Origin of the sequence: Actinophytocola sp., assembly GCF_036002505.1 — a bacterium.
Classification (GTDB): Bacteria; Actinomycetota; Actinomycetes; order Mycobacteriales; family Pseudonocardiaceae; genus DASYTH01.
The window spans coordinates 16,190-43,021 of sequence record NZ_DASYTH010000147.1 but is presented as its reverse complement, the minus strand read 5'-3'; the positions used below and the strand labels follow the sequence as shown (position 1 = coordinate 43,021).

Here is a 26,832-nt window from a genome sequence, read left to right as displayed (position 1 = left end):
GAGGTGTTTCCCGCCGGGGAGGGTGTCGAGGTCGAGCGCCTTTCGCATATCTCGATTCTACCGGGTTGCACCGACATTTCTGGTCGTTGGTTTTGCTCTTTCGGGTGAATGGGGGTGCTACGGCTTGTTGGGGTTCGGGGGCGGTGCGCGGGTGGGGGGCAGGGCGTCCGCCCTGCCCGCGCTGTGCGCGGCCCCAGGGGTCGCAGAGGCTCCGGGGTCAAGGGTCGCGGCCGACTTTTGCCGAACTGCGCACTTCGAGGCGTCTGGCCGCGATCGGCGCAGCCGACGCCGCAGGCGCCCTTGAGGCCGGAGGGGCGACCCCGCACAATGCGCGCCGCCCCCGAACCCACCCCGAAGCGCCACACCCTGACCAACCCCGAAGCCGCGCACCATAACCAACCCCGAACCGGCGATCTCTCCGCAATTGTCCACGCATTGGCCGTGATCGTGCACGCCCGCCTGCCTAACGTCGTCAACCAAGTAGGCACAGGCGAGGGAGCGCGGACATGCGACGTTGGGTGACGGCCGGAGTGGTTGCCGTGGCTGGGTTCCTGCCGGTTCCGGCGATCGCGGACGTGGGCATCCAAGCGGTGACGCTGGTGGTGGCCACCAATGGTGACGACGCGGCCCCGGGGACCGTGACTCAGCCGTTGAAGACGGTTCAGCGCGCCGTGGACCTCGCCCACGCCGGGGACACGATCAGTATCCGGGCCGGCCGGTACGCCCCGACGCGCAACATCCAGGTGGTCAAGAGCGGCACGTCCAGCGCGCGGTACACGATGACGAGTTTCCCGGGGGAGCGGGCGATCCTCGACGGCGAGCAGATGCCGAACACGCCGGCTCCGGTGGGCGGGAGCATCCCGAACGGCGAGCGCGGGGTGATCCACCTGGAGGCGTCGTTCTGGACGTTCACCAACCTGGAGATCGTCAACGGGCCGTACGCGATCTTCGGCCGGAACGCCAGCAACAACATTTTCGACCGGCTGAGCACGCACGACAACTACGAGAGCGGGCTGCACCTGCAGGGTACGTCCAGCAACAACCAGATCCTCAACCTGGACAGTTTCATGAACCGCGACCCGCGCAAGAACGGGGAGAGCGCGGACGGCCTGGCCATCAAGGAAGGCTCCGGTACCGGCAACATCGTGCGCGGCGCCCGGCTGTGGAACAACGTCGACGACGGCTTCGACGCCTGGGAGTTCCTCTCGCCGATCACCATCCAGAACAGCGTCGCCTGGGGTAACGGCGTCAACCGCTGGAACTTCCCCAACTTCTCCGGCGACGGCAACGGCTTCAAGCTCGGCGGCGGCGACACTCCCATGGCCGCCAACCACATCGTGCGGAACAGCATCGCGTTCAACAACACCGCCGGCGGCTTCATCGACAACAAGAACCCCGGCTCGATGAACCTCGACCACAGCACCGCCTGGCACAACACCGGCACCGGCTTCGACACCGAGGACTCCCGGTCGACCCTGACCCGCAACCTCTCGGTCAGCAACGGCACCGCGGTCAAGCTCGGCGCCTCCACCGGCTCCGGCAACTCCTGGAACGGCGGCACCTGGAACGACGCGTCGCTGCAGAGCACCAACCCGTCCACCATCACCGGCCCCCGGGCGTCCGACGGCTCCATACCGCACACCAACTTCCTGGTGCCGGTCAACAACGCCGACCTCGGCGCCCGCTTCTAGCCCGGGCGTGTCCCGCGTGACCTGGACCTGACACTCGCTTGCAAATACGCAAAGACACTTGCCCGAATCCTGCCGATCTGGATTTTCTTCTCAAGCTTGCTCCCCTTGATACCGGGATGCCTTCCGAAGAACATAGGTGTCAAGGTCCGGTGCTTCGTCACCGAATCCGGACGCGGGAAACGGGGGATGATGGAACCGGTAAATCTCGATGGAGAGCCATGCGACGGTGACGGCTGCCACCGAGCGGCCCGCAACGGTGGCGAGCGCCGGCAGGCGGTTGAAGGCCAGCGGCTGTGCGCGGCTTGCCGGAGCCGCCTCGCCGAGGCGATGCGGGAACTGCCGCGGTTGTACGCGGAGTGCGGGGCGGTGCTCGGCAGCGGCGCGGCCAGTGGGCTGCGCGAGAAGATCACCGGCGGGCCGGCCCCGGGGCTGGTGTTGAACGACTTCGCGGCCGAGGCCCGAATGCAGATCCTCACCACCCTCGCGTCGTGGAGCGGTCTCGTCACCGATCAGCGCCGGGTTCCGGCTCCCGCGCGGCAGGTCGCCGTCCTGGCCGACTTCCTGCTGGCCAACCTCACCTGGCTGCTGTCCCACCCGGTGGTGGCCGACGCGAGCGCGGAGATGGCGCGGACGGTCACGATGGCCCGTCGCGCGGCCTACCCCGACTCCGTCAAGCGCATCGTCGTCGGCTCCTGCGTGCTGCCGGACTGCGACGGCGTGCTCACCGCGACGGTGCGGGCCAGCCGGGCCGGTGCGGGGACGCGGGTGCGGTGCGGTGTCGATCCCGAGCACACCTGGGACGGGTCCCAGTGGACCCGGCTGCGCCGGGAGATGCGGCAGTCCGCACCCGCCGAGGAACGCTGGCTCGCCGCGGCTGACATCGCCCGGCTGTGGAGCACACCGACCGGAACGGTCTACCGGCTCGCGAGCGAGCAGAGTTGGCGCCGTATCACCCGGGACGGCCGCACGTACTACGCGGAGAACGACGTGCACGGCAGTTTCAGCCGGCGCAAGGCCCGGGTCACGCAGCAGGAGTAGGCCGGAGAACGGGGCCTCCTTCGGTCTGACCTGGATCTGACATTCGCCTTCTTTTTCCACGGTCGGTCAGGAGTTTCTCCCGTGCGAAAAGTATTAATCGCCAATCGCGGTGAAATTGCCGTGCGTATCGTCCGGGCCTGCCGGGACACCGGGATCGCGAGCGTGGCCGTCTATGCCGAGCCGGACCGGGACGCCCCGCATGCCCGCATGGCGGACGAGGCCTACGCGCTGGGCGGCGACACCCCTGCCGCCAGCTACCTCGCTGTGCCGAGAATCCTGGGTGCGGCGGCCGCGTCGGGCGCCGACGCGGTTCACCCCGGTTATGGCTTCCTGTCGGAGAATGCGGAGTTCGCCCAGGCCGTCGTCGACGCCGGCCTGACCTGGATCGGTCCCCCGCCCGAGGCCATCCGCGCCCTGGGGGACAAGGTGGCGGCCCGGCGTATCGCCCGGCGGGTCGGCGCTCCGCTGGTGGCGGGTACCGCTGATCCGGTCTCGGGTGTGGCGGAAGTCGTCGCGTTCGCCGAGGAACACGGTCTGCCCGTCGCCATCAAGGCGGCGTTCGGCGGCGGTGGACGAGGTCTGAAGGTCGCCCGGTCGCTCGGGGAGATTCCCGAGCTGTACGACTCGGCGGTCCGCGAGGCCACCGGCGCGTTCGGACGCGGCGACTGTTTCGTCGAGCGCTACCTGGACCGGCCCCGGCATGTGGAGACCCAATGCCTGGCCGACGCGCATGGCAACGTGGTCGTGGTCTCCACCCGGGACTGCTCGCTGCAACGCCGCCATCAGAAGTTGGTCGAGGAAGCTCCGGCTCCGTTCCTCACCGACGCGCAGACCGCCGGGCTCTACCGTGCCTCCAAGGCGATCCTCAGGGAAGCCGGCTATGTCGGGGCGGGCACGGTGGAGTTCCTCGTCGGAGCCGAGGGCACCGCCTCCTTCCTCGAGGTCAACACCCGCCTGCAGGTCGAACACCCGGTCACCGAGGAGATCACCGGGATCGACCTGGTCACCGAGCAGTTCCGCATCGCCGAGGGCGAGGAGCTGGGCTACGGCGACCCGCCCACGCGCGGCCACTGCATCGAGTTCCGGATCAACGCCGAGGATCCCGCCCGCGGCTTCCTCCCCGCCCCGGGCGCGGTCACGAGGTTCGCTCCGCCCTCGGGGCCGGGCGTGCGACTGGACGCGGGAGCCGAAACCGGCAGCGTGATCGGCCCGGCCTGGGACTCCCTCCTGGCCAAGCTGGTCGTGACCGGTGCCACCCGTGAACAGGCCCTGCGGCGCGCCGCCCGGGCGCTTGCCGAGTTCGCCGTCGAGGGCACGGCAACCGTGCTGCCGTTCCATCGCGCCGTGGTCGTCGATCCTGCCTTCGCGCCGGAGGTCCACGGTTGCGCCCAGCCGTTCACCGTCCACACCCGGTGGATCGAGACCGAGTTCGACAACCGGATCGCGCCGTTCGGGAATCCGGCGAGTGCGGAGGGCGGAGCCGAGAGCCGGGCCACGGTCGTGGTCGAGGTCGAGGGCAGACGCCTGGAGGTCTCGCTGCCCTCGTCCTTCGGTGCACCGGCGGACCTTCCCGCGTCCGGCGGCACCCGACCACGACGAGCCACGGCGAAGAGCATCTCGTTCACCGGCGCGGACGCACTGGCCTCGCCGATGCAGGGCACCGTGGTCAAGGTCGCCGTCGGGGACGGGCAGCGGGTGGTCGCCGGAGACCTGGTGGTCGTCCTGGAGGCCATGAAGATGGAGCAGCCCATCCACGCCCACCGCGCCGGCACCGTCAAGGCTCTCGCCGCGCAGGTCGGCGCCACGGTGAGCTCCGGCGCCGTCATCTGCGAAATCAAGGACTGAACATCTTCGGAGGAGAACGCGTGCACAGCACTTTGATCGTGGCCCGGATGGATCTCGGCGCGAACGACGACGTGGCCAGGCTGTTCCAGGACTTCGACGCCACCGAGATGCCGCACCTGATGGGAACCCGGCGGCGGCAGCTCTTCCACTACCAGGGACTGTACTTCCACCTCCAGGACTTCGACGCGGACAACGGCGGGCAGCTCATCGAGCAGGCGAGGACGGATCCGCGCTTCGTGAAGATCAGCGATGACCTGAAGCCGTTCATCCAGCCGTACGACCCGGCGACCTGGCGGTCGCCCGCTGACGCCATGGCCACCCGCTTCTACCGGTGGGAGGCCTCGGCATGAAGCCTGCGGAATGCCGGGCGAGGGAGTTGGCCCACCGCGACGACGTAGGCCCGAGGAACTGGGTCTGGGGCCTGCCCCAGTGGAACACGGTCTGCCCGAGGAGCGGTCCGGTGACCCATCAGCCAAGGCGACCCACGACATCGGCCAACATTCCCGAGTTGAAGGACATCGCATGAGCGAGCGTGCGAACCGCCGGCGGGTGGTGATCACCGGCATGGAGGTGCTCGCACCCGGCGGCGTCGGCATCGACGCCTTCTGGGCGCTGCTGACCGAGGGCCGCACGGCGACCCGGGGAATCACCTTCTTCGATCCGTCCCCGTTCCGGTCCCGGGTGGCCGCCGAGATCGACTTCGATCCGGAGGCGCACGGCCTGCGCCCGCAGGAGATCCGGCGGATGGACCGGGCCGCCCAGTTCGCCGTGGTCACCGCTCGCGGTGCCCTCGCCGACAGCGGCCTCGACCTGGCGGCCGGCGACCCGCACCGCGTCGGAGTCACCGTCGGCACGGCGGTCGGCGCGACGATGGGGCTCGACCAGGAGTACCGGATCGTCAGCGACGGCGGCCGGCTGGACCTGGTCGACCACCGGTACGTGGTCCCGCACCTCTACAACTACCTGGTGCCCAGCTCGTTCGCGGCCGAGGTGGCCTGGGCGGTAGCCGCCGAAGGGCCGAACGTGGTGGTGTCCACGGGATGTACTTCGGGCATCGACGCGGTGGGCTATGCCGCCGAGCTGATCCGCGAGGGATCGGCCGACATCATGATCGCGGGGGCCACCGACGCGCCGATCTCGCCGATCACCTTGGCGTGCTTCGACGCGATCAAGGCGACCACGCCGCGGCACGACGAGCCGGAGCGGGCCTCCCGCCCCTTCGACGGCACCCGCAACGGGTTCGTCCTCGGCGAGGGCTCGGCCTTCTTCGTTCTCGAGGAGCTGAACAGCGCCCGCAGCCGGGGCGCCCGCACGTACGCGGAGATCGCCGGATACGCGACGCGCAGCAACGCCTACCACATGACCGGGCTTCGCCCCGACGGGGAGGAGATGGCCGAGGCGATCCGGGTCGCGCTCAACGAGGCGCGGATGAACCCCCGGGAGATCGACTACATCAACGCGCACGGCTCGGGCACCAAGCAGAACGACCGGCACGAGACCGCCGCGTTCAAGAAAAGCCTGGGCGACCATGCCTATGCGACACCGGTGAGCTCCATCAAGTCCATGGTCGGCCACTCCCTCGGTGCCATCGGCTCCATCGAGATAGCCGCGTCGGCCCTCGCCATGGCGCACAACGTGGTGCCGCCCACCGCGAACCTGCACACGCCGGACCCGGAATGCGATCTCGACTACGTGCCCATCACCGCCCGGGAGCGGAGAACGGATGCCGTGCTGACCGTGGGCAGCGGGTTCGGCGGGTTCCAGAGCGCCATGGTGCTGGCCCGACCCGAAATGAGCCCGGCATGAGCTTGCGAATGCCGGATCGAGGGAGTTGGCCCACCGCGACGAGGCGGGCCCGAGGAACTGGGTCTGGGGCTTGCCCCAGTGGAACACGGTCTGCCCGAGGAGTGGTCTTGGTGACCAGACACCCAAGTGGACCGAAGACCAGGGCCAACATTCCCGAGACAAAGGACACGGCATGAGCGCACCCGTGGTGGTGAGTGGGCTGGGCGTGGTCGCGCCCAACGGGCTCGGGGCTCAGGACTACTGGTCGGCGGCCCGGATCGGCAAGAGTGGCATCGGCGTCCTGTCCCGGTTCGACTCCTCCCGGTACCCGTCCCGGCTGGCCGGAGAGATCCACGGCTTCACGGCCCGGGATCATCTGCCGAACCGGCTGCTGCCGCAGACCGACCGCATGACCCAGCTCGCGCTGGTCGCCGCGGACTGGGCGTTGGCCGACGCCGGAGTGCGTCCGGAGGAGCTGCCCGGATTCGACATGGGCGTGGTCACCGCGAGCGCGGCGGGCGGGTTCGAGTTCGGCCAGGGTGAGCTGCAGCGGCTGTGGAGCCAGGGCAGCGAGTACGTCAGCGCGTACCAGTCCTTCGCCTGGTTCTACGCGGTCAACAGTGGCCAGATCTCCATTCGCCACGGCCTGCGGGGCCCGAGCGGCGTCGTCGTCAGCGATCAGGCGGGCGGCCTGGACGCGGTGGCACAGGCACGTCGCCAGATCCGCAAGGGCACGCCGCTGGTCGTCTCCGGCGGTGTCGACGCCTCCCTCTGTCCCTGGGGGTGGGTGGCCCAGATGGCCGGCGGCCGGCTGAGCACCCGGGACGATCCGGCCAGTGCCTACCTGCCTTTCGACCGCCGGGCCGCGGGACACGTGCCGGGCGAGGGCGGCGCGCTTTTCGTGCTGGAGCGGGAGGACGTGGCCCGCACCCGCGGGGCGAAGGTCTACGGGGAGATCGCCGGTTACGGCGCCACGTTCGATCCGCGGCCGGGCAGTGGACGTCCGCCCACGCTGCGCAAGGCGATCGAGCTCGCGCTGGCCGACGCCGGTGTGCGGCCGGGCGACGTGGACGTGGTTTTCGCCGACGGCGCGGCGGTTCCCGAGCTGGACCGGATCGAGGCCGAGGCGTTGACCGCGGTCTTCGGTCCCCGAGGGATTCCGGTCACCGTGCCCAAGACGCTGACCGGGTGCCTGTACTCCGGTGCCGCGGCGCTCGACCTGGCGACGACCTTCCTCGCCATGGAGGCCGGTCTGATCCCGCCCACCGTGAACACCGAGCCGGCCGAGGAGTACGGCCTGGACCTGGTCGTCGGCCAGCCGCGCGCCGCCGAGGTGCGCACGGCACTGGTGCTGGCCCGCGGCCACGGCGGCTTCAACTCCGCCATGGTCGTCCGAGTTGGTCGGCCGGCTGAGACCCGCCGAAGCTGAAAGGAATCGCTGTGACAGCCAGGGAATTCACGCTTGATGATCTGCGGCGCATTTTGCGGGCGGCGGCTGGCGCCGATGAGTCCGTCGACCTCGACGGGGATATCCGCGACACCGCCTTCGAGTCGCTCGGCTACGAGTCGCTGGCCCTGCTCGAGACCGGCAGCCGCATCCAGCGCGAATACGGCATCGCGCTCGACGACGACGTGCTGGACATCGAGCACACTCCGCGCTCGCTGGTCGAGGCCGTGAACGCCCGCCTGTCCGCCGTGGCGCGCTGACGAATCCGAACCGGATCACTGGAGAAGACATGACACATCAGGACAAGCGGGTCGCTCTGGTCACCGGGGCCACCAGCGGGATCGGCCTCGCCGTCGCCCGGTTGCTCGCCGTGCAGAACCACAGGGTGTTCATCGGTGCGCGCACCGCCGACAACGTCGCCTCGACCGTGAAGCAACTGCAGGCCGAGGGCTTCGAAGTGGACGGCACCACCGTCGACGTCCGTTCGGTGGACGGCATCCGGGCCTTCGTCCAGGCCGCGGTCGACCGGTTCGGCACCGTCGACGTGCTGGTCAACAACGCCGGCCGCAGCGGCGGAGGGGTCACCGCCGACATCGTCGACGAGCTGTGGGACGACGTCGTCGACACCAACCTGAACAGCGTCTTCCGGGTCACCCGCGAGGTGCTCAACGCCGGCGGGCTGCGGCACAAGAACCGGGGTCGCATCATCAACATCGCCTCCACGGCGGGCAAGCAGGGCGTGGTGCTCGGCGCGCCGTACTCGACCTCCAAGCACGGCGTCGTCGGCTTCACCAAAGCGTTGGGCAACGAGCTGGCGCCCACCGGCATCACCGTCAACGCGGTCTGCCCCGGCTATGTGGAAACCCCGATGGCACAACGGGTTCGGCAAGGCTACGCGGCCGTGTACAACACCACCGAGGAGGCCGTCCTGGAGAAGTTCCAGGCCAAGATCCCGCTCGGCCGCTACTCGACCCCGGAGGAGGTCGCCGGTCTCGTCGGCTACCTGGCTTCCGACGCCGCGGCCGCCATCACCTCCCAGGCGCTCAACGTCTGCGGTGGGCTGGGCAACTTCTGACATTCGCGAGGAGAGCTGACCATGACCGTTCGTGAGGTCGAGCACGAGATCACGGTGGCCGCCCCGGCCGATACCGTGTACCGGCTCATCGCCGAGGTGGAGAACTGGCCGCAGATCTTCCCGCCGACCATCTACGTCGACCACGTGGAAAAGGGCGACCAGGAGGAGCGCATCCGGATCTGGGCGACCGCCAACGGCGAGGCCAAGAACTGGACGTCGCGCCGCGTCCTCGACCACGAGAACCTGCGGATCGATTTCCGCCAGGAGGTGTCCACCCCGCCGGTGGCCGAAATGGGCGGCGCCTGGATCATCGAACCGGTGTCCACAATGGAGTCCCGGATCTGGCTCCTGCACGACTACCGGGCGGTCGACGACGACCCCGAAGGTCTGAAGTGGATCGACGACGCGGTCGACCGCAACTCCCGCTCGGAGCTGGCGGCGTTGCGCACCAACGTGGAACGCGCGCACGCCGCGACCGGGGTCACCTTCTCCTTCGAGGACACCGTCGCCGTCGACGGCGCGGCCAAGGACGTCTACGACTTCATCAACGAGGCGAACCGGTGGGCCGAGCGGCTGCCGCACGTGGCCAGCGTGACCATGGCGGAGGAACCCCCCGGTCTGCAGACGTTGGAGATGGACACCCGGGCCAAGGACGGTTCGGTGCACACCACGAAGTCGTACCGGGTGACGTTCCCGCATCACAAGATCGCCTACAAGCAGGTGACCCTGCCCGCGCTCATGACGCTGCACACCGGTTACTGGACGTTCACCGAGACCGGCGGCGGCGTCACCGCGTCCTCGCAGCACACCGTGGTGCTCAACACCGGGAACATCCCGCGGATCCTCGGCGACGACGCCACCGTCGCCGAGGCCCGCGAGTTCGTGCACAGCGCGCTGAGCACCAACAGCCTGGCCACCCTGGGCCACGCCAAGGCCTACGCCGAGGCGAGGCGCTGACCATGACGGCCTCCGTGCCCGACGTGGCGGAACGGCTGGACCAGCTGCGGCGGCTCAAGGAGCTGGCCCAGGAGGGGCCGGATCCGAAGGCCACCGAACGCCAGCACGACAAGGGCAAGCTGACCGCCCGCGAGCGGGTCGACCTGCTCCTGGACAAGGGGAGCTTCTGCGAGGTCGAGCCGCTGCGCCGGCACCGGGCGACCGGATTCGGCCTGGAGCGCAAGCGTCCCTACACCGACGGCGTGGTCACCGGGTGGGGAACGGTCGAGGGCCGGACGGTTTTCGTCTACGCCCACGATTTCCGGATCTTCGGTGGAGCGCTGGGCGAGGCGCACGCCCAGAAGATCCACAAGATCATGGACATGGCCCTCGCCGCGGGCGCCCCCCTGGTCAGCCTGAACGACGGGGCGGGCGCCCGCATCCAGGAGGGGGTCAGCGCGCTGGCCGGCTACGGCGGCATCTTCGTGCGCAACACCAGGGCGTCCGGGGTGATCCCGCAGATCAGTGTGATGCTCGGCCCGTGCGCGGGCGGAGCGGCCTATTCCCCGGCGCTGACCGACTTCGTGTTCATGGTGCGGAGCACGTCGCAGATGTTCATCACCGGCCCGGACGTGGTGCACGCCGTGACCGGCGAGGAGATCAGCCACGACGGGCTGGGCGGCGCGGACGTGCACGCGACCGTCTCGGGCGTCTCCCATTTCGTGTACGACGACGAGGAAACCTGTCTCGAGGACGTCCGCTACCTGCTGTCCCTGCTGCCGGGCAACAACCGGGAACTGCCGCCGCCGGTGCGCGGCCAGGACCTGGCGGACCGGCGCTGCGAGACGATGCCGGACCTGGTCCCGGCCGACGGCAACCGCGCCTACGACGTGCGCAAGGTGATCGAGGAGATCGTCGACCACGGCGAGTACCTGGAGGTGCACGCCCACTGGGCGCCCAACATCGTCTGCGCACTGTCCCGTTTGGATGGTCATGCGGTCGGCGTGGTCGCCAACCAGCCGGCCGCGATGGCCGGCGTGCTGGACGTCCGGGCGAGCGAGAAGGGCGCCCGCTTCGTGCAGTTCTGCGACTCCTTCAGCATTCCGCTCGTCACGCTGGTCGACGTGCCGGGCTTCCTGCCGGGCGTGGACCAGGAGCACGGCGGCATCATCCGGCACGGCGCGAAGCTGCTGTACGCGTACTGCAACGCGACCGTGCCCCGGATCTCGGTGGTGCTGCGCAAGGCGTACGGCGGCGCGTACATCGTGATGGACTCCCGGTCCATCGGCGCGGACCTCAGCTTCGCCTGGCCGTCCAACGAGATCGCGGTGATGGGCGCCGAGGGCGCGGCCAACGTGATCTTCCGCAGGGAGATCGCCGCCGCCGGGGATCCGGAGGCGACGCGCCGGCGGAAGATCGAGGAATACCGCGACGAGCTGGTGCACCCCTACTACGCCGCCGAACGGGGCCTGGTCGACGACGTCATCGACCCGCGGGACACCCGGGCCATGCTGTGCCGGGCGCTGGCGATGCTGTCCGCCAAGCACGCCGACCTGCCGCGCCGCAAGCACGGCAACCCGCCGCAGTAGCCGGGGCCGCGATGCGCCCGACCACTCCCGGCCTGCGCGTGGTGAAGGGAAATCCGAGCACCGAGGAACTGGCCGCGCTCACCGTGGCGCTGCTCGTCCTGGCCGCTCCGCCCGGCGACGCCGCCGGCGGGCAGCAGCCGGCGGTCGCGCGATGGCACCGGCCCGAGCGGGTGGGCGGCTTCGAGGGTCCCCGGACCTGGCAGTCGGCCCGTCGCTGAACAGTCACTACTCATTGGTGCGGTTCGTTGGGAGAAATTCATGGACGCTTCGGTGGTCGTCGTCGGTGCGGGTCCGGCCGGGCTCATGCTCGCCGGGGAGCTTCGCCTCGCGGGAATCGACGTCATGGTGCTGGAACGGTTTCCGCAGCGCACCGGCGAATCCCGGGGAATCGGTTTCACCGTCCGCACCATGGAAGTGTTCGACCAGCGCGGACTCCTGCGCCGGCTCGGCGAGTACCAGACCAGCACCATGGGTCACTTCGGTGGCCTGCCGCTGGACATCGGCGTCCTCGGGGCGGCTCATCAGGCGGCCCGCACGGTGCCACAGTCGGTCACCGAGGAAGCCCTGGAGGCCTGGGCGACCGAACTCGGTGCGCACATCCGGCGCGGGCACGAGTTCCGGTCCCTGGACGACACCGGTGACCGCGTGACGGTCACGGCGAGCGGGCCCGACGGTGTGGAGAAGATCCGGGCCCGCTATCTCGTCGGCTGCGACGGTGGCCGCAGCGGCGTGCGCAAGGCGGCCGGGTTCGATTTCCCGGGAACCGACGCCACGACCGAGATGCTCCTCGCCGACCTGCGCGGCGTGGACCTGGAACCGCGCATGACCGGCCAGCAGGTCGGCGGCGGCTTCGTGATGGTCGCCAAGCTGGCCGGCGGGATCCACCGCGTGATCGTCGGCGAGCGCGGCATTCCGCCGCGCCGGCGTACCGAGCCGCCCGCCTTCGCCGAGGTCGCCGACCTCTGGAAACGATTCACGGGCATCGACATCTCGCATGCCGAGCCGGTCTGGGTCAGCGCCTTCGGCGACGCCACCCGGCAGGTCACCGAGTACCGCAGGGGTCGGGTGCTGCTGGCGGGCGACTCCGCGCACGTTCATCTGCCCGCGGGTGGCCAGGGCATGAACACCAGCATTCAGGACTCGTACAACCTCGGCTGGAAGCTGGCGGCGGTGCTGCGCGGCGATGCGCCCGAGTCACTGCTCGACACGTACCACACGGAGCGCCACGAGGCAGGTGCCCGAATGCTCGCCAACACCCAGGCGCAGAGCCTGCTCGTGCTGGGCGGCGCCGAGGTCCAGCCGTTGCGTGCCGTCCTGTCCGAGCTGATCGGGTATCCCGAGGTCGCCCGGCACCTGGCCGCCAAGGTCAGTGGCCTGGACATCCGTTACGACGTCGGCGGTGGCACCAACCCGGTGCTCGGCCGGCGGATGCCGCACCTGCCGCTGACCGCCGGCGCCCGTACGACCAGCAGCACCGAGCTGCTGCGTCCGGGCCGCGGGGTGCTCCTCGACCTCGCCGGCAACGCCATGCTCCGCCGCCGCGCACAGGACTGGCGGGACCGGGTCGACGTGGTGACCGGCACCGCCGGCGCGCTACCCGAGCACAGCCCGCTGGCCGGCACCACCGCCGTGCTCCTGCGTCCGGACGGTTACGTCGCGTGGGCCGCACCCGGCAACCGCCAGAGCCTGAGCTCCGCGCTGGCTCGCTGGTTCGGCCCGGCCACCCGGCCGCGACCGCGCCGATGACGCGGCACGCCGATGTCATCGTGGTCGGCGCGGGACCCGTCGGGCTGTTCCTCACGGCCGAACTGCACACCAACGGTGCGCGTGCGCTCGTACTGGAACAGCTGGCCGAGCCGACCAGCGAGTCGCGGGCATCCATCCTGCACGCCCGGACCATGGAGATCTTCGCCGATCGCGGCCTGCTGACCCGGCTGGGCGAGCTTCCCGCGGTGGGCCCCGGCCACTTCGGCGGTCTGCGCTTCGATCTCGCGGCCGCTGACGAGGAGCATCCCTACGCGGGTCAGTGGGAATGCCTGCAGAATCGCCTCGAGGTCGGGCTCGAGCGGTACGCGCTCGACCTGGGCGCCGAGATCCGGCGCGGCCACACGGTGACCGGTCTGGCTCAGACGGGCGACGGCGTGCGGGTCGAGGTGCGCGGGCCGGACGGGCCGCCGTACCAGCTCACCTCCGCCTACCTGGTCGGCTGCGACGGCGAGCACAGCACGGTGCGCCGGCTCGCCGGCTTCGACTTCGCCGGACGCGACGCCGACAAGGAGATGTTGCGCGCCGACGTGGCGGGCATAGCCATCGACAACCGGCGCCTGCAGCGCTTCCGCAACGGGATCGCCACCGCCTATCGCCGGCCCGACGGGACCACCCGGCTGATGGTCCACAGGTACGGCGACCCGCCGGCCGGTGACCTCGACTTCGGTCAGGTCGCGGCGGCCTGGGCCGCCGTCACCGGAGAGGACGTCGGCCACGGGCGGCCGCTCTGGCTCAACCGGTTCGGCAATGCCGCGCGGCAGGTCACCGAATACCAGCGGGGCCGGGTGCTGCTCGCCGGCGACGCCGCGCACAGCCAGCTGCCGGTCGGTGGGCAGGCGCTCAACCTCGGCCTGCAGGACGCGGCCAACCTCGGCTGGAAACTCGCCCACGCGGCCACCGGGCGGGCCAGGCCCGGGCTGCTCGCCGGCTACCACGCCGAACGGCATCCGGCCGGGGCCCGCACGCTGGCCAACATCCAGGCACAAGCCCAACTCCTGTTCGGTGGCGAGGAGGTCACCGCGCTGCGGGCGGTCTTCGGCGAGCTGCTGGAGCTCGGCACCGTCCGCCGCCACCTCGCCAGCATGATCAGCGGTCTGGACGTTCAGGAACGACCGCGACCACCCGTCTCGACAACCCTCATTCCCGGAAGGTCAACTGTGGACAGGCTCACCGACAAGACCGCTCTCGTCACCGGTTCCAGTCGCGGCATCGGCAGGGCGACCGCCATCCGGCTCGCCCGCGAGGGCGCGCTGGTCGCCGTGCACTACGCGACCAACGACCTGGCGGCCGGCGAGACCGTCGCGCTCATCGAGAAGGAAGGCGGCTGCGCCTTCCCGGTCCGGGCGGAGCTCGGTGTCCCCGGCGACATGCACGAACTGTTCCTGGGCCTGGAGCGCGGCCTCAAGGAGCGCACCGGGGAGAGCCGCCTCGACATCCTGGTCAACAACGCGGGCGTGACCACGACCGGCCAGGCGCCCGAGGATCTCACCCCCGAGGAGTTCGACCGCTACTTCGCCGTGAACGCCAAGGCGCCGTACTTCATCGTGCAGCGGGCCCTCGAGCTCATGCCCGAGGGCGGCCGGATCGTCAACATCTCCTCGGGCCTGACCCGCACCGCCAATCCCGACCAGCTCGCCTACTCGATGACCAAGGGCGCCATCGAGCAGCTGACCTTCCATCTGGCCCGCCGCCTCGCGCCGCGCGGGATCACCATCAACAGCGTGGCGCCGGGCATCACCAACAACGGCGGCGCGATCTTCGACATCCCCGAGGCCGTCGAGGCGATGTCCCAGTTCTCGGCCTTCAAACGGATCGGCGAGGCCGGCGACGTCGCCGACGTCATCACGTTCCTGACCACCGACGGGGCCCGCTGGATCACCGGGGCCTTCATCGACGCCACCGGCGGCACCCTGCTCGGCTGAACGGCCCGGGCCGACCAACCAACCAGCGGGAGAGGAAAGCCATGCCCTCCGACACCGAGCGCGTCGCCGTCGTCACCGGGGCCAACAAGGGAATCGGGCGCGAGATCGCCCGGCAGCTCGCCGAGCGGGGCCTGGTCGTCTACCTGGGCGCCCGGGACGAGGAGCGCGGCCGGGCCGCCGAGAGCGCGCTCCGCGCCGGCGGGCTCGACGTGCGGTTCCTGCACCTCGACGTGACCGACGAGGCGTCGGCGGCACACGCGGCCAAGCGGCTGCTGGACGAGGTGGGCCGGCTGCACGTCCTGGTCAACAACGCCGGAATCGGCGGCCCCGTGCAGGCCCCCAGCGAGACTCCGGCCGGGCAGGTGCGCAGGGTCTACGAGACCAACGTGTTCGGGGTCATCACGGTGACGAACGCGCTGCTGCCGCTGCTGCGCCGGGCCGGTTCCGCCCGGATCGTCAACGTCAGCAGCGCGATCGGCTCGCTCGCGGCCGCCGCCGCGAACCACGACCCGACCGGCGTGCACCCGCCCGGCGAGTTCCCGACGATGCTCTCGTACAGCACCTCCAAGGCCGCGCTCAACGCGGTGACCCTGACCTACGCCAACGAGTTGCGCGGCACCGGCATCCTCGTCAACGCCGCCTCTCCGGGCTTCGTGGCCACGGATATCAACGGGCACAACGGGGTGCTCGGCACCGAGCAGGGCGCGCGCATCCCGGTGCTGCTGGCGACGCTCGACGACGACGGGCCCACCGCCGTGTTCCTGGGCGAGAACGGCACGCCCGAGGGGCAGGTGCTGCCGTGGTGAGTCACACCGCCCCGGCTGGCACGGCTGCGCCGCAGCGCTGGGACGCGCGCGGGTGGTCCCTGCTGTTCGTGCTGTCCGGCACCATGCTCCTCGACGCCATCGAGGTGTCCGTGGTGCTCATCGCGCTGCCCACGATCGGCGGCCGGCTCGGGCTGACGCCGTGGGGCGTGCAGTGGCTGATGAGCGGGTTCGCGCTCGGCTTCGCCGCGTTGCTGCTGCTCGGCCCGCGCCTCGTGGCCCGGACCGGACGGCGGCGGGCCTACCTGGGCGCGATGCTGCTGTTCGCGGTGGCTTCCGTGGCCGGCGGGCTGGCCGGTGGCCTGGCGTCGCTCGTCGCCATCCGCGTCGTCAAGGGTTGCTGCGCGGCCCTGACCGCACCGGCCGGGCTGGCCATCATCAACGAAACCTTCCCCGAGGGGCCGCAGCGGCGGCGGGCCGTGTCGGTCTACGCGTCGTTCGGCGCGGCCGGCTTCACCGCCGGGCTGCTCCTCGCCGGCCTGCTGGTCGAGTCGAGCTGGCGCTGGGTCTTCGTCTTCCCCGGGCCGGTCGCGTTCGTGCTCCTGCTGTGCGGTCTGTCCGTGCTGCCGCGCGCCCCCGCCGAGCGCCCGGCCCGGTCGCCGCGGCTCGCGCTGCTTCGGGACCGCGGCCTGCTGCGCTCGGCGCTCGGCGCCGCCTCGCTCAACGGCACCTACCAGAGCCTGCTGGTGCTGCTGACCTTCCAGGCGCACGGCGAGTTCGGCTGGACTCCGTGGCGGACCGCGCTCGCCCTGTTGCCCGCCTGTGTGCCGCTGGCGCTGACCGTGCCGTTCGCGGGCCGGCTGATCGCCCGGTACGGGACCGGCCGGCTGATCACCCTCGGCGCGCTCTTTCCGTTGCTCGGCTACGGGTTCTCCCTCGTCCGGCCCGAGGGCAGCCCGTACGCGGCCGGCATGCTGCCGACCTTGCTGCTGGTCGAAGCCGGCTTCTGCTGCGCGTTCGCGGCGCTGAACATGCAGGCCACGGCGACGGTCGGGGCGGCGGACCTGCGGGCGGCCGTGTCGCTGTACCAGATGTGCGTCCAACTCGGCGCCGGCGTGCTGGTGCCCGTGGTGGCGCTGACGCTGACCTACGGCGACAGCGTGCGCCTGCCGCTGACGCTCATCACCGTGGCCGGAGCGCTCGGGCTGCTGGTCACCCGCCTGAATTTCCCAACAAGGAGGATGTCAAGAAATGGCCGCTCAAACGACTGAGTTGTCCGTCAACCCCGGGCCGATCATGGGGCTCATGGCCGGTCACTGGCAGGTGCGGATGCTGCTGGCCGCCGTGGAGCACGGCGTCTTCACCGAGCTGGCCGGCCGGTCGGCGACCTCCGCCGAGCTCGCCGGCGACCTTGGCCTGGTCCCGCTCGGCGCCAACGACCTCCTCGTCGGGCTCAGCCACCTCGGGCTGCTGGAGTTGCGGGACGGCAAGTTCACCAACTCCGCGGTCGCCGACCGGTTCCTGGTCCAGGGCCGGGCCGAGTACATCGGCGGCTATCTGCGGTTCTGCGAGCGGGAGCTGAACCCCGCGTGGGACGGCCTGGCCACCGCGCTGCGCACCGGAGAGCCGCAGAACCGCGCCGCGGTCGACGGCAATCCGTACGACACGCTCTACCAGGACGCCGACGCCACCGACGGCTTCCTCGACAGCATGGATCTGCTCAACACGCCGGTCGCGCTGGCGATGAGCCGGTTCGACTGGAGCCGCTATTCGTCCTTTGTGGACATCGGCGGGGCGCGCGGCAACTTCGCGCACCAGGTGGTCACCCAGAACCCGCACCTGAAGGGCGCGGTCTTCGACCTGCCGCCGCTGGAGCCGGCCTTCAAGCGGCACATGGACCGGCTGGGCGGCGCCAATTCCACGGTCGCTTTCCACGGCGGCGACTTCTTCACCGACCGACTTCCCGAGGCCGATGTGCTCGTCTTCGGCCACGTGCTGCACAACTGGGGCGTCGCGGACCGGGTTCGGCTGCTGACGAGCGCCTACGAGGCGGTCCGCCCCGGCGGCGCGGTGTTCGTCTACGACCCGATGGCCGGTGGGGACGAGCCGTCGATGCACGCGGTGCTGGCCGGCCTGGCCATGCTGGTCTGGTCCCACGGCGGCGCCGAGTACTCCGTCCGCCAGCTGCACGGCTGGCTGGCGGAGGCGGGCTTCCGGCCGGAAACCGCCGAGGTCGCCGGCCTGCACGACGACGTCCTGGTCATCGGCCACAAGGACCGCTGAGGCCCCCGCTAAACCTGTGAGGGCTCACCGGCGACGAGGGTAGGCCGGAGGCCTGCCCGAGGAGTCGGTCCGTACCAACGTGGCCACAACGGCAGTGGATCGGGGCCCGAGCCCTCACATTGGATTCAACACTGAGGAGTCGAGAATGCCCATCACCCTGGACGCCCAGCCGGTCATCGCCCGCGGTGACGTCGCCATCGCGCTGGTCGAGGAGGTCATCACCGTTGACGCGGAGCGCATGCGGGCCGCGGCGGCCGCGGTCGTCAAGCACTGGGAGTCCACCGAGTGGCCGGCCGGTCTGGTGGCCCAGTCCCTGTTCACCGGCACCGACGGCAGATCCCTGCTGACCTACGCCCAGTGGTCCTCGGCGGAGGCGCTGGGGGAGTCCCTGCGGTCGCCGAGCTCCGTGCGGCCCGACTGGCGGGCGCTGGGCTTCGAGCCCGGCGCGCCCCAGCCGTTCGAGTTGCACCGAAGGGTGCGGCCCACGGTCCTTCCCGATCCGCTTCCGCCCGCCCGGTGCTTCCCCGCCGCGTTCTTCGCCATGGACAGCCGGGACGCGGCGCGCTCCTGGGTGGACGGGCTGCTCGACAACGAGGAGGAGAACGAGGGCAAGGACCGGGCCTATCCGGGTGCGCTCGCCGCGAACTTCCACGTCTCCGACGACGGCATCTTCCTGCTGTCCGAGTGGGCTTCGGAGGAGGAGGCGGTCGTGCACATCAAGGAGGTGATCGAGCCGCTCCTGGAGTACATGGGGCAGGCCGAGGCCGGTGCCGGTCGCCGCTACAGCTTCCACGCCACCGTTTCCGCAACGTGAGAGTCCGGGCTTGAGAAGGGGGCGGCCGCGGCCCGCCGTGCGATATAGTTCGTGCCACGAACTCAACTCTCTCCTTCTCATGAAAAGGCTGGGCATTGGCTGTTCAAGAAGTCGTCTTCGGCTTCGGTGCGCACAGCGTCATCGACGATGGTCCGGAGCTGCTGCGCATGGCGGAGCAGGCCGACCGGGACGGGCTCGACATTTTCTCGCTGTCAGATCATCCGTACATCGGCGAGCGCCTGGACGCGTACGCCACCGTCGGGTTCGTCCTCGGACGCACGGAGCGCCTCGCGGGCTTCGCCAACGTCAGCAACCTGCCGCTGCGGCCGGCTCCCATGCTGGCCCGGGCGGTGACGTCGCTGTCGGCGCTGTCGGGCGGGCGCGTCGTGCTCGGCATGGGCGCGGGCGGGCTGTGGGACCGGATCTCCGACATGGGCGTGCCGCGGCTGGCACCGGGCGATGCCGTGGACGCCTTCGAGGAGGGGATCGTCCTGGTCAAGATGCTGTCGGGGGGTGGTCCGCCGGTCACCTACCAGGGCCGCCACCACCGGGTGAACCAGATCGAGCCGGCTCCGGTGGCGGCACCGCCGGTGTGGACCGGGTCGGTCGGCCCGAAGTCCCTGGCCGCCACCGGCCGGGTGGCCGACGGCTGGCTCCCTGGCCACGCGGCGGACTGGCTCAGCGAGCGGTACCGGACCTCGCGGCCGGTCATCGACGAGGCGGCGGCGGCCGCGGGCCGCGATCCGCGCGACGTCCGCACGATCTTCAACCTTCCCGGACGCATCACCGACCGGCCGCTGGCCGCCACCCGGGACCAGGCCGGCCGCTGGATCGGCGGTTCGGTCGACCAGTGGGTCGAGGAGCTGACCGGGGCCGTGCTGGAGCACGGCGCAGCGGGCTTCATGCTCTTCTCGCCCAGCGGCGGTACCCAGGACATCGACTCCCTCGGCCGTTGGGGCAAGGAGATCGTCCCAGCCATACGCGAAGCGATCGGCAACCGGCGTGTCCCGCCTTCCGGTAGCCATGTTCCGCCTTCCGGTAGCCGTGTTCCGGCTCTGCGTAGCCATGTCCCGTCCTCCGGGAGCCAACCAACCCGTTGACACACCGGCGGCCGCCTCAACTTCACAGCCTTGGGACTAGCGCCCGGTCGCCGTCAATATTGAATTTCGTATTCCTCATCCGCATCGGGTGTGGCTCTCCGGCCACACCCTTTTTCATTTTCTGAAGGGCGATCCATGGGCAGGCTGCTGAACAAGACAGCACTGGTCACCGGGGCCAGCCGGGGTATCGGGCGCGGCATCGCGCTGCGGCTCGCCGGGGACGGCGCCGCCGTCGCCGTGAACTACTCGACCAGCGAGGGCGCGGCCAAGGAGACCGTGGCGCTGATCGAGGAGGCCGGCGGCCGGGCCTTCGCCGTGCAGGCGCGGCTGGGCTCGCCCGGCTCGGTGGAGCAGTTGCTGACCGGGGTCGAGGCGGGCCTCGTCGAGCTCACCGGCTCCGCGAAGCTGGACATCCTGGTGAACAACGCCGCGGCCACCGGGTTCGCCGGCGCCGGGCCGGGCGAGGTCACCGAGCAGATCATCGACAACTGCTACGCCATCAACGCCAAGGCCCCGTTCTTTCTGATCCAGCAGGCCCTGGAGCTGATCCCGGACGGCGGCCGTGTGATCAACATTTCCTCCGGCGTCACGCATTCCGCGTTCCCCCAGCAGATCGCCTACGCGATGAGCAAAGGCGCCCTGGAGCAGATCACCCTGCACCTGGCCCCGGTCCTGGCCGCGCGCGGGATCACCATCAACACGGTCGCGCCCGGCGTGACGGACAACGGGGACCCGGTGTTCGCCGACCCGGAGGCGCTCGAGCAGATGTCCGCGCTGTCGGTGTTCAACCGGGTCGGCCAGGTCTCCGAGGTGGCCGACATCGTCGCCTTCGTCGCGTCCGGCGACGCGCGCTGGATGACCGGCTCCTTCATCGACGCGACCGGCGGCACGCTGCTCGGCTGAGGAGGTTTGGCATGCGAAGCACGACCCTGTCGGCGGTGGGCCTGGCCCACGCCAAACCGGAGAAGGCCGCGGAGCTGGGCGCGCTGCTCGTTACGTTCGCCGAGCGGTCGCGGGGCGAGGAGGGCTGCCTGCAGAGCTGGATCCATCAGGATCTGGCCGACCCCAATCTCTTCGTCTTCTACGAGATGTGGGTGTCCGAAGAGGACTTGACCCGCCATCTCGCGCAGCCGTACATGACGGAGTTCCTGGCCGGCCGGATGGACTATCTGGAGCGGGATCTCGAGGTGCGCCAGTTGAGCCTCGCGGGTGCGGCGCCCGGGTCCGCCGGGCCCGCCGATCCGGCGGAGATGAACCAGCGGTACCTCGACGCGTACGACGCGCGGGACGTCGACGCGATCATGGCGGTGTACGCGCCCGGCGCCGCCGCGGTCTGGGAGCCGGGCAAGGCGGTTCGCGGTGCGGAGCACCGGGACGCCGTCGTCGAGTTCCTGAAGAAGGAGCCGAAGCTGGCGGCCGAGGTGCGCGAGAGCTACGTCGCCGGCGACACCGCCGCGCTCGTCGTCGAGTGGAGCATCGAGGTTCCCGGCACGCCGGAGATGACCGGCACCGGACGCGGGCTCGACGTCCTGAAGAAGAACGCCGAAGGCCAGTGGCGCTACGTCATCACCAATCCGTTCGGGAGCCGATGAATGAAGATCGAAGGCAGTGTCGCGGTCGTCACCGGTGGCGCCAGCGGCATCGGCAGGGCGCTCGCCGAGAAGCTGCACGAGGCCGGGGCCCGCGCGGTCGTCGTCTCCGACCTCGACGGTGACGGCGCCGAGAAGGTCGCGGCCGCGATCGGCGACAGCGCGCTGGCGGTGCGGACCGACGTGGCCGACGAGGCTTCCGTGCGGCGCCTCGTCGCGCTCACCCGCGAGCGGTTCGGCGAGGTGGACCTGTTCGTCTCCAACGCGGGCCTGACCGTGACCGGCGGGTTCGAGGCCCCGGACGACGACTGGCGGCGCGCGATCGAGGTCAACCTGATGGCCCATGTGTACGCCGCGCGCGCGGTGCTCCCGGCGATGCTCGAAGCGGGCCGCGGCCACCTGCTCCAGACGATCGCGGCGGCCGGTGTGCTCACCGCCTTCGGCGCGGCCCCGTACACCGTGGCCAAGCAGGGGGCCGTCGCGTTCGCCGAGTACCTCGCGATCCGGTACGGCGAACAGGGAATCGGCGTCTCGTGCCTGCTGCCGCAGGCGGTCAACACGCCGATGCTGACCGCCAGCGTGAGCAACCACAAGGAGCTGGCCGTCCTGAAGTCGTTCTCCAACGTGCTGGAGCCGGAGCAGGTCGCCGCGGTCGCGCTCGAGGGCGTCGAGGCGAACCGCATCCACATCTACCCGCATCCCGAGGCGGCCGACTCCTTCCGCCGCCGGGCCCAGGACCCCGACGGGTGGGTGGCCGAGATGCGCGCGCTGCTGGCCGGCCGCCACGCCTGACCCATGACAACGGAAGGAAACCCATGTCCGAGGAAGACCTGCGGCTCGCCGTGATCATCGGTTCGGTCCGCGAGGGCCGGTCCGGCCCGGCCGTCGCGAGCTGGTTCGTCGGCGAGGCCGAGGCCTTCGGCCTGTTCGAGGTGGACGTCGTCGACCTGGCCGAGGTCGAGCTGCCGCTGTCGCTGACCCAGCGCCCGGCGCCCGAGCCGGCCGTGGTGCTCGCCGACGTCGGCGGACGGCTGGAGTCGGCCGACGCGTTCGTCGTGATCACACCGGAGTACAACCACAGCTTCACCGCGCCGCTGAAGAACCTGATCGACTGGCACCGCTCGCCGTGGCACGCCAAGCCGGTGGGGTTCGTCTCCTACGGCGGCCTGTCCGGCGGTCTGCGCGCGGTCGAGCAGCTCCGCCAGGTGTTCGCGGAGCTGCACGCGACCACCGTCCGGGACACCGTCAGCTTCCACAACGTCTGGGAGCAGCTCGGCGAGGACGGAAGGCTGCGGACGACCGACGCCGCCATCCCGGCCAAGGTGATGCTCGAGAAGCTCGCCTGGTGGGCCACCGCGCTCAAGGACGCCCGAGCCCTGCGTCCCTACTCCGCCTGACCCCATGGGAGACCAGCCACCCGAAAATCGCCGCGTCCCGGCACCCCGACGCGGCACTCTCGAAGCACGCCTTTAGGAGGCTTTGTCTTGGGAAAGCAGATACTCGTCACCGCGTTCGACATGAACACCCCGACCCACCTGGCGACCGGAACCTGGCGTCATCCGGACAGCCGGGCCTGGAGATACAAGGATCTGCGGTACTGGACCGATCTCGCCAGGACGCTGGAACGCGGGCTGTTCGACGGCCTGTTCATCGCCGACGTCCTCGGGGTGTCCGACGTGTACGGGGGCACGCCGGACGCGGCGCTGCGCGGCGGCGCGCAGGTCCCGGTGAACGATCCCATGATGCTGGTCTCCGCGATCGCGCACGTGACGCAGCACCTGGGCATCGCGGTCACCGGGTCGATCTCGTACGAGCACCCGTACCCGTTCGCCCGCCGGATGTCCACGTTGGATCATCTCACCGGCGGCCGGGTCGCGTGGAACGTCGTCACCTCGTACCTGGACAGCGCCGCCCGCAACGTCGGGCTGGACCGCCAGGTCGGGCACGACGAGCGGTACGAGATCGCGGACGAGTACCTCCAGGTCGTGTACAAGCTGTGGGAGGGTTCCTGGGAGGACGACGCGGTCCGGCGGGACGGCATCTACGCCGACCCGGCGAAGGTCCACCCGATCGGTCACGAGGGCCGCTACTTCAAGGTCCCCGGAATCCACCTGTGCGAGCCGTCGCCGCAGCGCACCCCGTTCCTGTTCCAGGCGGGCACGTCCAACCGGGGCAAGGACTTCGCCGCGCTCCACGCCGAGGCGGTGTTCGCCGGGGCGCCGAAGGCGTCGGTGCTGCGCGCGAAGGTCGACGACGTGCGCGCCCGCGCGGCCGCGGCCGGCCGGGATCCGCACGACATCAAGGTGTTCAGCGGTTGCACGGTGATCACCGGCGAGACGGACGCCGAGGCCACGGCCAAGTACGACCGCTACCGGAGCTACATCGACGTCGAGGCGATGCTCTCGCTGTTCTCCGGCTGGCTGGGGTTCGACCTGTCGCCCTACGGCCCGGACGATCCGCTGCGCGTCGTGCCGAACGACGCGGTCCAGTCCATCGCCGAAACCCTCGGCCAGGGCGACTGGAAGGTGCGCCACCTCGTGGAGCGACTTGCGCTGGGCCATGCCCCGATGATCGTCGGCTCCCCGGCGAAGGTGGCCGACGACATCCAGCAGTGGATCGACGAGACCGGTGTGGACGGTCTGAACCTCGGCCATGTGGTCACGCCGGCGTCCTATGAGGACTTCGTCGACCTGATCGTGCCCGAGTTGCAGCGCCGCGGCGTCTACAAGAAGGCGTACACCGAGGGCACGCTGCGGCACAAGTTCTTCGGCCGCGGGGACCGCCTGCCGCCCAGCCATCCCGGCACCCGGTACACACCCGCGGCGATCCCCACTCGCGGGGCCTGAGCAGGGAGACGACATGAGTTCCATACGGGTGGCGGACGGCTACCTCACGCTGTTCAACATCTTTCACACCGACGGGCCGGAAGGGCAGCAGGGGCTGTTCGACCAATGGCGGAGCCTGCCGCCGGCGAACACCCAGCCCGGCCTCGTCGCGGGCAACTTCCACCGGAGCTTCGACGGCCGGTCGGTGATCAACTACGCGCAATGGCGGAGCCGGGCCGACTACGACGCCTTCATCGCCGAGCGCGGCACCCAGGGCCGGCTCAAGCAGGCCCTCACCTATTCCCGGATGGACAGTGTGGCCTGCGAGGTGGTCCACACCTGGGACCCGGCGCCCGACCTGTCGCTGGACAGGCCCTGGTTCACGGTGGTGGTCGTGGTCACGTCGGCTCCGGCGGACCAGCCCGTGGTGCTCAAGGAGATGACCGACGACGACCCGGGCCTGGGCGAGGTGCCGGGATACGTGTCGCATGCCGTGCACCGGGGGCTGTCCGGCGAGCACGTGATCAAGTACGCCCAGTGGCAGGACGAGGAGAGTTTCCACGCCTTCGTGAGCCGGCCGCGGCCGGCCTCGCCGGTGGACTCGCTGGCCACCGCCGAGTTGTACTTCAGCCGGCTCGAGTACATCCGGGAGCGGTCATGACGGGTGGGACGTGGCCGGACCGGGACGCGGTCCTGGCCGCGGCCGGCGCGGCCGGCCGCAACGCCGCGGACTCGGACGCGTCCGGCCGGATCGCACCCGAGACCGTCGAGGCCTTGACGGCGGCCGGTTTCCCCGGCTGCTTCGTGCCGGAGCGCTGGGGTGGCGCCGGTGCCACGCTCGACGCGGTGACCGGGGCCGTGGCGGCGGTCGGCGAAGGATGTGCGTCCGCCGCGTGGATCGCCTCGTTGTGGGCGTACAACGGGCGGTTCGGCGCCTACCTGCCGGCCGAGGGCCAGGACCAGGTCTGGGCCAAGGGCCCGGACACCCGGCTGGTCAGCTCGATGGTGGCGGCCGGGGTCGAGGCGAAGCCCGCCGGCGGCGGCTGGACGGTGTCCGGCTCCTGGCTCTACGTCAGCGGCGTCGAGTTCGCCGACTGGGCGCTGGTGAGCTCGGCGCTCCCGCGGGCAGGCGACCGGTCCGTCCGGGTGTTCGCCGTCCCCAGGGACTCCTTCACCCATCGGGACACCTGGTCGACGCTGGGCATGCGGGCCACCGGGAGTCACACCCTGGTCGTGGACGAGGCGTTCGTGCCGGAGCACCGGACGTTCCTCTGGGACGACATGCGGCGGGGGATCCTGCCCGGTCCAGGGACCAACGCCCAGTGCGCGCCGCTGTTCTCGGTGAACGGACTGACCTTCGCCGCGCCGATTCTGGGTGCCGCGCGCGGCGCCCTGCGCCTGGCCGGGGAGCACCTCGCCGGCAAGCCGAGCGCACCCCGTGCGGCGGCCCGGGAGTCGAGCCTGATCGCGTTCGCCCGCGCGGCGGGCGAGATCGACGCGGCGAACCTGCTGCTGTCCCGGGTCGCCGAAACCGCCGACCTCGGTCGGCTCGGGGAGGGCCTGGCCGAACGCAGCCATCGCGACAGCACGCTCGCGGTGCGGCTCCTCGCCGGGGCGGCCGACCGGCTCTTCGACGTGACCGGAACCCGGGGACAGGCCACCTCGCACGGGATGCAGCGCGTCTGGCGGGACGTGCACGCGGCGGCCTCGCACGCCGCACTCCAGTTCGAGCCGGCGGCACTCGGTTATGCGCGGAGGATGCTCTCATGACGAGGAGAAAGTTCGCCGCCGTAATTGTATGCGTGCGGATGTTACGCTGGCCGAATGGGTAAGGATGACGGCCAGATCGGGGTGGTGGCCGCACTGGTGCGGTCCACGTTCCTGGTGAATGCCGTGTATGCCCAGTCGGGCCAGGAGCACGGCCTTACCTCGCAGCAGGGACAGTTGCTCTGCGTCCTGATGCCGCAGCCGTACGGCATGAGCGAGCTGAGCGCGATGCTGGGTCTGGCCAAGTCGAGCCTGACCGGCCTCGTCGACCGCACCGAGCGCAACGGCCTGGTCCGGCGCGAGCCGGACCCGCATGACTCGCGTGCGGTGCGGGTCGCGCTCACCCGGCAGGGCAGCAAGCTCGCCGAGGAGTTCTATGTCGAGACCTGCCGGCGGATCGAGCAGCTGCCGGCGGGACTCAGCGCCGCCGAACGCGACACGCTGGCCACCCTGCTCGGCCGCGTCGTGCTGGACAACAAGGTTCCGGTGATCTTCATGGAACTGGATGACGGAGCCTCCGCTCGCAAGCACTGAGGCCACGCTGCCGCTGCGGACAGGGCTTGCAGTTCGTGGCACGAACTAATACAGTTCGTGG

Annotated in this window: 26 protein-coding genes; all 26 read left to right on the top strand. The window is 70.5% G+C overall.

The features are described 5' to 3' along the window. The first annotated feature begins 506 nt into the window (after nt 1-506). The 26 genes from VGR06_RS13180 to VGR06_RS13055 all read left to right on the top strand — a co-directional run bounded on the left by VGR06_RS13180 (nt 507) and on the right by VGR06_RS13055 (nt 26,771). A complete protein-coding gene (locus tag VGR06_RS13180) occupies nt 507-1,691 on the top strand; it encodes a right-handed parallel beta-helix repeat-containing protein (protein WP_327559332.1) in 1,185 nt (394 codons plus the stop codon). Between the two features lie 327 nt (nt 1,692-2,018). Beyond that, complete coding sequence (locus tag VGR06_RS13175) at nt 2,019-2,729, top strand: hypothetical protein (protein WP_327559331.1); 711 nt, start codon at nt 2,019-2,021, stop codon at nt 2,727-2,729. Between the two features lie 81 nt (nt 2,730-2,810). After that, entirely contained in the window at nt 2,811-4,574 is a 1,764-nt protein-coding gene (locus tag VGR06_RS13170; protein WP_327559330.1) for an acetyl/propionyl/methylcrotonyl-CoA carboxylase subunit alpha, read from the top strand. Between the two features lie 20 nt (nt 4,575-4,594). Continuing rightward, nucleotides 4,595-4,924 carry a TcmI family type II polyketide cyclase gene (locus tag VGR06_RS13165; protein WP_327559329.1) on the top strand — a complete coding sequence of 110 codons (330 nt, stop codon included), beginning with the start codon at nt 4,595-4,597 and terminating at the stop codon, nt 4,922-4,924. Nucleotides 4,925-5,096: 172 nt separating this feature from the next. After that, nucleotides 5,097-6,380: a beta-ketoacyl-[acyl-carrier-protein] synthase family protein gene (locus VGR06_RS13160; RefSeq protein WP_327559328.1), complete on the top strand. Its 1,284-nt coding sequence runs from the start codon at nt 5,097-5,099 to the stop codon at nt 6,378-6,380. 172 nt (nt 6,381-6,552) lie between these two features. Continuing rightward, entirely contained in the window at nt 6,553-7,788 is a 1,236-nt protein-coding gene (locus tag VGR06_RS13155; RefSeq protein WP_327559327.1) for a ketosynthase chain-length factor, read from the top strand. A gap of 11 nt (nt 7,789-7,799) precedes the next feature. Beyond that, complete coding sequence (locus VGR06_RS13150; protein WP_327559326.1) at nt 7,800-8,066, top strand: acyl carrier protein; 267 nt, start codon at nt 7,800-7,802, stop codon at nt 8,064-8,066. Nucleotides 8,067-8,095: 29 nt separating this feature from the next. Next, nucleotides 8,096-8,881 (top strand): 3-oxoacyl-ACP reductase FabG, encoded by a 786-nt coding sequence (gene fabG, locus VGR06_RS13145; protein WP_327559325.1) that lies wholly within the window; start codon nt 8,096-8,098, stop codon nt 8,879-8,881. 21 nt (nt 8,882-8,902) lie between these two features. Further along, nucleotides 8,903-9,838 carry an aromatase/cyclase gene (locus tag VGR06_RS13140; RefSeq protein WP_327559324.1) on the top strand — a complete coding sequence of 312 codons (936 nt, stop codon included), beginning with the start codon at nt 8,903-8,905 and terminating at the stop codon, nt 9,836-9,838. A gap of 2 nt (nt 9,839-9,840) precedes the next feature. Then, a complete protein-coding gene (locus tag VGR06_RS13135) occupies nt 9,841-11,406 on the top strand; it encodes an acyl-CoA carboxylase subunit beta (protein WP_327559323.1) in 1,566 nt (521 codons plus the stop codon). Between the two features lie 11 nt (nt 11,407-11,417). Then, nucleotides 11,418-11,624: an acyl-CoA carboxylase subunit epsilon gene (locus VGR06_RS13130; RefSeq protein WP_327559322.1), complete on the top strand. Its 207-nt coding sequence runs from the start codon at nt 11,418-11,420 to the stop codon at nt 11,622-11,624. 40 nt (nt 11,625-11,664) lie between these two features. After that, complete coding sequence (locus tag VGR06_RS13125; protein WP_327559321.1) at nt 11,665-13,152, top strand: FAD-dependent monooxygenase; 1,488 nt, start codon at nt 11,665-11,667, stop codon at nt 13,150-13,152. Next, nucleotides 13,149-15,095 carry an SDR family oxidoreductase gene (locus VGR06_RS13120; RefSeq protein WP_327559320.1) on the top strand — a complete coding sequence of 649 codons (1,947 nt, stop codon included), beginning with the start codon at nt 13,149-13,151 and terminating at the stop codon, nt 15,093-15,095. The genes VGR06_RS13125 and VGR06_RS13120 overlap by 4 nt, the downstream gene beginning before the upstream one ends. Before the next feature lie 41 nt (nt 15,096-15,136). After that, on the top strand, nt 15,137-15,901 hold the full coding sequence (locus tag VGR06_RS13115) for an SDR family oxidoreductase (RefSeq protein ID WP_327559319.1): 765 nt from the start codon (nt 15,137-15,139) through the stop codon (nt 15,899-15,901). Then, the gene (locus VGR06_RS13110) at nt 15,898-17,130 is read left to right on the top strand and encodes an MFS transporter (RefSeq protein WP_327559318.1); all 1,233 of its coding nucleotides are present in this window, start codon (nt 15,898-15,900) and stop codon (nt 17,128-17,130) included. Before VGR06_RS13115 ends, VGR06_RS13110 begins: the two co-directional genes overlap by 4 nt. Then, nucleotides 17,111-18,142: a methyltransferase gene (locus VGR06_RS13105; RefSeq protein WP_327559317.1), complete on the top strand. Its 1,032-nt coding sequence runs from the start codon at nt 17,111-17,113 to the stop codon at nt 18,140-18,142. Before VGR06_RS13110 ends, VGR06_RS13105 begins: the two co-directional genes overlap by 20 nt. Nucleotides 18,143-18,287: 145 nt before the next feature. Then, entirely contained in the window at nt 18,288-18,956 is a 669-nt protein-coding gene (locus VGR06_RS13100; RefSeq protein WP_327559316.1) for a hypothetical protein, read from the top strand. A gap of 95 nt (nt 18,957-19,051) precedes the next feature. Next, nucleotides 19,052-20,056, top strand: a complete 1,005-nt coding sequence (locus tag VGR06_RS13095) for an LLM class flavin-dependent oxidoreductase (protein WP_327559315.1) — start codon at nt 19,052-19,054, stop codon at nt 20,054-20,056. Between the two features lie 135 nt (nt 20,057-20,191). Next, nucleotides 20,192-20,959, top strand: a complete 768-nt coding sequence (locus VGR06_RS13090; protein WP_327559314.1) for an SDR family oxidoreductase — start codon at nt 20,192-20,194, stop codon at nt 20,957-20,959. 11 nt (nt 20,960-20,970) lie between these two features. Then, nucleotides 20,971-21,648, top strand: coding sequence for an antibiotic biosynthesis monooxygenase (locus tag VGR06_RS13085; protein WP_327559313.1), 678 nt, complete (start codon nt 20,971-20,973; stop codon nt 21,646-21,648). After that, complete coding sequence (locus tag VGR06_RS13080; RefSeq protein WP_327559312.1) at nt 21,649-22,437, top strand: SDR family oxidoreductase; 789 nt, start codon at nt 21,649-21,651, stop codon at nt 22,435-22,437. A gap of 23 nt (nt 22,438-22,460) precedes the next feature. Then, on the top strand, nt 22,461-23,042 hold the full coding sequence (locus tag VGR06_RS13075) for an NAD(P)H-dependent oxidoreductase (protein WP_327559311.1): 582 nt from the start codon (nt 22,461-22,463) through the stop codon (nt 23,040-23,042). Nucleotides 23,043-23,129: 87 nt separating this feature from the next. Then, nucleotides 23,130-24,491 carry an LLM class flavin-dependent oxidoreductase gene (locus VGR06_RS13070; protein WP_327559310.1) on the top strand — a complete coding sequence of 454 codons (1,362 nt, stop codon included), beginning with the start codon at nt 23,130-23,132 and terminating at the stop codon, nt 24,489-24,491. Nucleotides 24,492-24,504: 13 nt separating this feature from the next. Then, nucleotides 24,505-25,131 (top strand): antibiotic biosynthesis monooxygenase, encoded by a 627-nt coding sequence (locus tag VGR06_RS13065; RefSeq protein ID WP_327559309.1) that lies wholly within the window; start codon nt 24,505-24,507, stop codon nt 25,129-25,131. Further along, nucleotides 25,128-26,240: an acyl-CoA dehydrogenase family protein gene (locus tag VGR06_RS13060; RefSeq protein ID WP_327559308.1), complete on the top strand. Its 1,113-nt coding sequence runs from the start codon at nt 25,128-25,130 to the stop codon at nt 26,238-26,240. Before VGR06_RS13065 ends, VGR06_RS13060 begins: the two co-directional genes overlap by 4 nt. Before the next feature lie 54 nt (nt 26,241-26,294). Next, entirely contained in the window at nt 26,295-26,771 is a 477-nt protein-coding gene (locus VGR06_RS13055; protein WP_327559307.1) for a MarR family transcriptional regulator, read from the top strand. The last annotated feature ends 61 nt before the right edge of the window (nt 26,772-26,832 follow it).